This is a genomic window from Kamptonema animale CS-326, assembly GCF_028330895.1.
Classification (GTDB): domain Bacteria; phylum Cyanobacteriota; class Cyanobacteriia; order Cyanobacteriales; family Microcoleaceae; genus Kamptonema; species Kamptonema formosum.
Map to the genome: position 1 here is coordinate 1 of NZ_JAQMUA010000484.1, position 4238 is coordinate 4238.

Here is a 4238-nt window from a genome sequence, read left to right on the forward strand (position 1 = left end):
ACGACAGAATTACTAATATAGCAACCACCACAAGGTTTAGGACATTCTCGATAGCCGAAACCCTTTCTATTATTGTATTTTCCTCCTGCCTCCTGCTTCCTACTATAAAGGGGATGACTAACCCGGATTTGGTATAATTTACAGGCGGAATCTTGAACTGTACGGTAATGAAAATTAGACAAGTTCCCCATTACGTCAAACCTGACGAGTTAATGATAGTTGTCGAGACAGAAGATGAAAACGAATCATGTCTCGATCGACTTGAAAAATTTTTCTATGAAAATTTTTCAGCCATCAAAACTGAAGAATTAGTTATGGGAATAGACCAAATTTACATAGACTTCAAGATTGAAGACCGTCTAGTGACATTAGCATGGGATTCTATGGCAGGCATTTCTATTCATTGCGCTCTTCCTGAGCTCAGAGAGAAAATTTTTAAACACTTACAGAGAATTAGTCACCAAAATCTTAGCCCAATTATCTCCAATTTGTAAACTGTATTCATGCTTAATCTAGATCGAATGTCAAGGCTTTTCCCCTAACATTTGTATTCAATTTCCCTTGTTCATAAACTACTTGACCTCCCACGATAGTCACGCTCGGCCACCCAGTCAAATTCCAGCCTTCAAAGGGACTCCAACCACATTTTGTCAATAATTCTTCCCGCAAAACAGGGCGATAATTCTCTAAGTCTACTAACACTAAATCCGCATCATAACCAGCCGCGATCGCACCCTTATTCGGAATCTTATAAGCCTTAGCTACAGCCGCAGACATCCAGTTAGCAACTTGGGCAACTGTACATTTTCCCTCCACAGCTTGCGTCAGCATTAAAGGCAAAGAAGTCTCAACTCCCGGCATCCCTGAAGGAGTATTTGGATAAACTTTAGCCTTTTCTTCTAAAGTATGGGGTGCGTGATCTGTGGCGATAAAATCAATTACACCGTCCAGTAAAGCTTGCCAGAGGATTTGGTTATCTTGTGGCGATCGCAAAGGCGGATTCATCTGAGCCAGCGTCCCAATTTGCTGATAAGCACTTGTATTTAACAACAAGTGTTGCGGCGTAACTTCTGCCGTTACCCAACTCGGTTTATCTTGACGCAATAACTCGGCTTCTTCCCCAGTCGATAAATGCAGTATATGCAGCCGTCTTTGATATTTCTGCGATAATTTTAAAGCCAACTTAGTCGCTAATAAAGCCGCTTCATTGTCCTGAATCTGTGAGTGGATAGCAGGATCTATACTTCCTGCAAATTCCTGCCGCCGTTGTTCAATTCTAGCTTGGTCTTCAGCATGAACGGCAATTAACCGCTTGCCATTACTAAAAATTGCCTCTAACTTCTCTTCCCCACCCACCAATAACGGGCCGTGCATCGAACCCATAAAAATCTTAATCCCTGGTGTCGGATGAGCATCTAATAGATCGGGCAAATTTTCAGCAGTTGCGCCGATAAAAAAACCATAATTAACTAAACACTTTTCAGCGGCACGCCTGAGCTTATCATCTAAAGCAGCTTGAGTAGTCGTCAGCGGCCGCGTATTTGGCATTTCTAGAAATGATGTCACGCCACCCTTTGCACAAGCACAGCTAGCCGTAAACAAATCTTCCTTGTGTTCTAATCCTGGTTCCCGGAAGTGTACTTGCGGGTCAATAACTCCTGGTAACAAAGTTAAACCATTCGCGTCTATTTCTCTGTCAGCACTTCCATCAAGGCTGGGGATTTCAGACGCGACTTGGACTATTTCTCCACCGCATATCCCGACATCGCCCGTCATCAACTCACCGTTAGGTAAAAGGATACGAGCGCGGCGAATAAGCAGGCTTGACGGTGTTGGCATAATTTTGAGCTAAAGTTAATTTTTAAAGGTTAACGGTTAACGGTTAACAGTTAACAGTTAACTGTTAATTGTTATAATTTATAGTATTCACATACAAATAGCAATAGAATTGTCCAGAGGCAGGTGAAAAAGTCCTGTTACGGTCTTTCATCTCTGAACTTTAGTTCAGAGGCTTTTCATGCCATTCTGTTATAATTTGTACCCAGTCCAGTCATTAAAAGCTTATGCCTCGTCCAGACAAGCCAGCAGCAGACGATAATTCCTCTCAAGACCGCGAAAATCCCTGGATAGAAGGACTCAAGACGATTGGCTTAGCAGCAGTCTTGGCCTTTGGCATCCGTACCTTAGTTGCTGAAGCTCGCTACATTCCTACAGGCTCGATGCTGCCAACGTTGCAGATTAACGATCGCCTGATTATAGATAAGCTGAGCTACCGCTTTCAAGAGCCGGAACGGGGAGATATTGTGGTATTTATGCCTCCCGACTCTGCGAGTCTGTGTACGGGACAGCCACCCCCACTGAAAGATGCTTATATTAAGCGAGTAATCGGACTACCTGGAGAACAGGTGGAGGTTAAGGAGGGAAAGGTCTACATCAATAATCAGCCTATTCAGGAAAAGTATATTGAAGAAATCCCGCATTACCCCTATGGGCCTGCGATCGTACCCAAAAATTCTTACTTAGTGCTCGGCGACAACCGCAATGCTAGCTGTGACAGCCATTACTGGGGTTTTGTCCCTAGCGGCAATATCATCGGCCGTGCAGTTGTGCGTTTTTGGCCTCCTAATCGTGCTGGATATGTAAATCCCGATCCTCTCTATCCCACTAAAACGAAATAGTTAACTGTTAACTGTTAAGTGCTCCCCCGTCTTCCTTCTTCCTTCTTCCTTCTTCCTTCTTCCTTCACTGTTAATTCCATGTTTTTACAACTTTGCCGATAAGTTGTTGACCTAACCAAGGGGTATTTACAGAGAGGGATTTGAGGGTTGCGTGTTCGACTTTCCAACTCTGTTGAGGGTTAAACAAAGTCAATTCCGCAGAGATTCCGGGTACTGCGACGGCGGGAGTTTGTCTGATACAAAGGGATGGCCCTGCACTTAAAACCCGCCACAATTCTAAAGCAGACAATTGACCTGTCTCAACTAATTTATGCCACAGTAAAGACAATGCTAATTCTAAGCCGATCGCCCCTGGGGGAGCATCTGCAAAGGCAACTGTCTTTTCTTCATAAGTATAGGGACTGTGGTCAATAGCGATCGCATCGATCGCTCCCTCCTTCACCCCTCGAATTAACGCTAATTGGTCATCAGGATTGCCTAAAGGTGGTTCTAAGCGTAAACTAGGGTCATAAGGAAAGGAAAATCTCCCCCACTCCTCATCTCCCCCGCTCCCCCAGTCCCTAATCCCGGCGATCGCATCCGTATTCAACAATAAGTGCATCCAAGTTGTACTAGCAGTGACGGGTAAGCCTCGTTTTTTAGCGGTTTTAATCAGTTCGACGCTGCGATCGCAAGAAACGCGCATAATATGGACAGGAGTACCCGTCGCCTCAACTAATTCCAATAAAGCTGCTAAAGCCGAAGTTTCTGCGATCGCGGGATTTCCTGCCAAACCCAAAGTAATTGACTGCACTCCCTCACGGGCCGCCCCATTTCCTGCTAATCTGCGATCGCAAGGCCAAAAAGCCACAGGCAAATCAAAAGGCTTCACATATTCCAACAAACGTCTCACTAGAGCCAGATTAGACAGCGGCAAACCATCAGTAAACCCGATTACCCCCGAATCCGCCAAATCTGCCAGCTCTGCCATCTGTTGCCCTTCTAAACCCAAGGTAAGAGCACCCCAGAATTGGATTCGAGCCTGCGGATTGGAGACTTTAGATTTTAGCAAAGCTAAACCCCCCGGACGATCTAACGGCGGTGTCGTCGTTGGCAAAATCGCCAACCGCGTAAACCCACCAGCCACCGCAGCTTTGATTAAAGATTCCAGAGTTTCCCGTTCCTCAAACCCCGGTTCCCCACTATGGCTGTAAATATCCACCAATCCAGGCCCTAGAATTAGACCTTGGCATTCCCGTACTTGAGTATCTGGCGGCCAGTCAGAAATGCTTTCCTGAACTGCTTTAATATCACCGTTTTCGATCAGAACATCAGCAATTTTATCGGTTCCAGAAACGGGATCTAACACCCGCACTTGTTGCAGCAGTTCACAATTCATAATAGCACTTGTTAGTTGGTAATTGGTAATTGGTAATTGGTAATTGGTAATTGGTAATTGCTAATTGCTAATCGCTAATTGCTAACTATCCATCTCCCCCATCTCCCTCATCCTCCCCATCCTCCCTATCTTTTCCTTCTTCCCCTTATTCGCCTTCTTTCCCTAGCCCCTAACCGCTGAAA

The 4238-nt window shown here is 45.1% G+C and carries 4 protein-coding genes; 2 read left to right on the plus strand and 2 right to left on the minus strand.

Annotation, left to right across the window (positions count from 1 at the left end; translation table 11 throughout):
- Positions 1-167 precede the first annotated feature (167 nt).
- Positions 168-494 (plus strand): hypothetical protein, encoded by a 327-nt coding sequence (locus tag PN499_RS28295; RefSeq protein ID WP_272036819.1) that lies wholly within the window; start codon positions 168-170, stop codon positions 492-494.
- 13 nt (positions 495-507) lie between these two features.
- Here PN499_RS28295 and PN499_RS28300 read toward each other — a convergent pair whose 3' ends face one another.
- A complete protein-coding gene (locus PN499_RS28300) occupies positions 508-1839 on the minus strand; it encodes a dihydroorotase (RefSeq protein ID WP_272036821.1) in 1332 nt (443 codons plus the stop codon).
- Positions 1840-2063: 224 nt separating this feature from the next.
- Here PN499_RS28300 and lepB point away from each other — a divergent pair, with 224 nt between their 5' ends.
- Positions 2064-2678, plus strand: coding sequence for a signal peptidase I (lepB, locus tag PN499_RS28305; protein WP_007353067.1), 615 nt, complete (start codon positions 2064-2066; stop codon positions 2676-2678).
- Positions 2679-2748: 70 nt separating this feature from the next.
- On the opposite strand, the gene PN499_RS28310 is transcribed toward lepB, so the two are convergent.
- Positions 2749-4056: a dihydroorotase gene (locus PN499_RS28310; protein WP_272036823.1), complete on the minus strand. Its 1308-nt coding sequence runs from the start codon at positions 4054-4056 to the stop codon at positions 2749-2751.
- Positions 4057-4238: the final 182 nt, after the last annotated feature.

Excerpts from the sequence above, each read along its gene's own strand:
- PN499_RS28295 (WP_272036819.1), top strand. The coding sequence starts at position 168 with ATGAAAATTAGACAAGTTCCCCATTACGTCAAACCTGACGAGTTAATG.
- PN499_RS28300 (WP_272036821.1), bottom strand. The coding sequence starts at position 1,839 with ATGCCAACACCGTCAAGCCTGCTTATTCGCCGCGCTCGTATCCTTTTA.
- lepB (WP_007353067.1), top strand. The coding sequence starts at position 2,064 with ATGCCTCGTCCAGACAAGCCAGCAGCAGACGATAATTCCTCTCAAGAC.
- PN499_RS28310 (WP_272036823.1), bottom strand. The coding sequence starts at position 4,056 with ATGAATTGTGAACTGCTGCAACAAGTGCGGGTGTTAGATCCCGTTTCT.